We start from the raw sequence: 3012 nt of genomic DNA on the forward strand, positions 1-3012 counted from the left end.
AACCGCTAATTTATTAAATCCATCTGGACATCCAGACGTTTACAAATGAAAGAAAACACCGTAGGGTGATTATTAAGAAATATTGAATTAGCTTAGGGAATATGAGGAATACTCATGATAGAGCTTAAACACCTTCGAACATTGACCACCTTGAGAGACAGCGGCTCGCTAACCGCGACTGCAACTTCTCTTCATCTGACTCAGTCGGCACTTTCTCACCAGTTGAAAGACCTTGAGGCTCGAATTGGCGGTCAGCTTTTTTTGCGTAAAACAAGGCCGGTTAAATTTACCTCGGAAGGCGAAATCTTGTTAAAACTGGCTGATGAGATACAGCCACAAATCGCCAAAGCTGAAAACGAACTCGCAAGCCTAAAAGAAGATGTGAATGGTCGATTGCACATGGCGATCGAGTGTCACTCATGCTTCCAATGGTTAATGCCCGCTTTGAAGGAGTACCAAGTTGCTTGGCCAAGTGTAACCCTTGATTTCTCGTCAGGGTTTGGCTTTGAACCCCTACCCGCACTAATGGCAGGCGAACTCGACTTGGTGATCACATCAGACATTCAGCCTCGCTCTGAGGTTCACTACGAACCTCTCTTTGATTTTGAGATGCGTTTGATCACTGCAATCAACTCACCTTTGGCAGAAAAACAGAGCATAGAACCGCAAGATCTTAGCGATATAACCATGCTCTCTTATCCGGTTCAAAAACAGCGTCTCGATGTAGTGAAACACTTTTTGCAACCAGCAGGCGTTGAACCAAAGAAATGGAAACAAGCAGACAACACATTGATGTTAGTGCAAATGGTATCGGCAGGCTTAGGGGTTGCTGCGTTGCCAAATTGGGCAATCAGTGAATTTTCGAGACAAGGGTTAATCGCCAGTAAACCATTGGGTAACGGGCTTTCAAGAAGGTTGTTCGCAGCGGTAAGAAACTCAGAAAAAGACAAACGTTACCTACAAGCTTTCTTTAGCACGGCAAGACAGCAAAGTAAGAGTCACCTAGATGGCATTGAGGTCGTTTAAGAGACTCGTTGTTGGGTTAGTTTATGCCTGCGTTGAACCTGATAGATATGCGCCAGAAACAAAAAAGTCACAGATTATCTGTGACTTTTTTATTGCCAATACCGACAACAGGTAATGAGTGTTAATCCACGATAGAAGAAACTCTCATTGTGAGCTTATCTTGAGTAAGACTTGAATTGATTAGTCAGTGGGTCGTATTGATAGCCCAACATATCAAGCTTGCCCACGACACTTTCTATATCCATTTCATACATACTGATCAGCTCTTCAAAGCTATCGCATTCTAAGCGAAGTTTTTCATTCACGATTCCCAGCAAAATAATGCTATCGAAACCTTTGACGTTGCTTAAATCCATCCCGTACTCCTAACGAACACACCGACTAGATTTAAGTTTAGAACGCTTACCAACACCCCGCTAAAAAACAGATCACACTTTTTCGATTCAACACCGAAAGGCTTGTGAGATCAGTAACCGCCTACATCGCCCAAACTGGCGTTAAACCAACAGCCGCCGCCAATAACATCAACAATGAAATAGTCAGCTGAAGCTTTTCAGGGGTTTTAACGAACAATAAATGCCAACACCACACCACGATAGCAGAGATTAGCAAAGCAAAGCTAAACAGCAGAGTTGAAATCATTGGCTCTAATTGAGCTTCAGACAGAGAGTAAACATTTATGACCGTCGCCAAAACCACCAACATCCCCGTCAGCACACCAACAACGGGCAGAACACGGTGAAAAGCCTGTAAGCGTGTTCTTGCAATCGTCAGCAGTAAATGACCAAACGCTGCCCCCAATAAAACCACGAGTAATAAAGTGCTAATAATACCGACTGTGGTTGCTTGCTCCGTCGCTTGTATAGCAACGTATGACAGTGCTAAACCACAAGCTAAATACATCACCCAAATAGGGCCAGAATCTCGAGTCTTCTTGGTTTGAACTTGAGAATAGAAATAAAAGATCGCGAACACGACAAGAAATGCTTCAATTCTTAATGAGGCAACGGCAAGCCAAAGCACGCCAATTGCAGGCAACATCTTGTGAATGCGGCCACGTTGTCCCGGGCAAATATCCCCTTTCACTAAGATGAGGGTTAAGATCAGTTGGGCTCCTAATAGCATCGGAGCAAATTGTACTAATAACGTTTCGACCATTGTGGATCTACTTCTTCAAACTTATTTTCGCGAATAATATCAAAAACTGGTGCGAACACTAATCAAAATCATAAATTAGAGACGAGATTCAAGGCTTCAACTATGCTGATGTATGGCTCTTCTGTCGCCATTTACCGTAAAAATACGAAAGACATCAAAACTAACAGGGGCATGTTCTACTGGCTAGTCTAGGCTCATGCCGCTATAATTCCCGCCTCAAAAATCAGAGGTTGAAATATGTACAGCGATATCACTCCTATTCACGAACACAAAAAATACTGGGCCGAGTGCTACGGAACTGCACCCTTTTTGCCTACCAGTAGAAAGGAGATGGATGCTCTTGGATGGGATAGCTGTGACATTATTATTGTAACTGGTGACGCTTATGTCGATCACCCGAGCTTTGGCATGGCTATCATTGGCCGTTTGCTTGAAGCTCAAGGATTCCGCGTGGGCATTATTGCGCAACCAAAGTGGGACAATAAAGACGCCTTCATGAAGCTAGGTAAACCTAACCTATTCTTCGGCATTACAGCGGGTAACATGGACTCCATGATCAACCGCTACACCTCTGATCGCAAATTACGTCACGATGATGCTTATACGCCAAACAACGAAGGTGGCAAGCGTCCTGACCGTGCAACTCTAGTTTATTCCCAACGTTGTCGCGAAGCCTACAAAGGCACGCCAATCGTTCTTGGTGGTATCGAAGCAAGTTTGCGCCGTGTGGCTCACTACGACTACTGGTCAGATAAAGTTCGTCGCTCTGTATTGTTTGACGCAAAAGCAGATATTCTTCTTTTTGGTAACGCTGAGCGTGCACTGGTT

3 protein-coding genes and 1 pseudogene are annotated in these 3012 nt (G+C 44.1%); 2 read left to right on the top strand and 2 right to left on the bottom strand.

The window, feature by feature from the left end; all coding sequences use genetic code 11:
* Positions 1–114 precede the first annotated feature (114 nt).
* Positions 115–1026, top strand: a complete 912-nt coding sequence (locus AB4496_RS16855; protein ID WP_009846422.1) for a LysR substrate-binding domain-containing protein — start codon at positions 115–117, stop codon at positions 1024–1026.
* A 155-nt stretch (positions 1027–1181) separates the two neighbouring features.
* On the opposite strand, the gene AB4496_RS16860 is transcribed toward AB4496_RS16855, so the two are convergent.
* Both AB4496_RS16860 and AB4496_RS16865 read right to left on the bottom strand, forming a co-directional pair.
* Positions 1182–1382, bottom strand: a complete 201-nt coding sequence (locus AB4496_RS16860; protein WP_009846421.1) for a DUF4250 domain-containing protein — start codon at positions 1380–1382, stop codon at positions 1182–1184.
* A 121-nt stretch (positions 1383–1503) separates the two neighbouring features.
* Complete coding sequence (locus AB4496_RS16865; protein ID WP_009846420.1) at positions 1504–2184, bottom strand: hypothetical protein; 681 nt, start codon at positions 2182–2184, stop codon at positions 1504–1506.
* Positions 2185–2421: 237 nt separating this feature from the next.
* Between AB4496_RS16865 and AB4496_RS16870 the strand changes: the two are divergent.
* A pseudogene (locus AB4496_RS16870) lies at positions 2422–3012 on the top strand (YgiQ family radical SAM protein); the annotation flags it as partial.

This window comes from Vibrio sp. 10N.222.46.A1 (assembly GCF_041473595.1).
Taxonomy (GTDB): domain Bacteria; phylum Pseudomonadota; class Gammaproteobacteria; order Enterobacterales; family Vibrionaceae; genus Vibrio; species Vibrio tasmaniensis_A.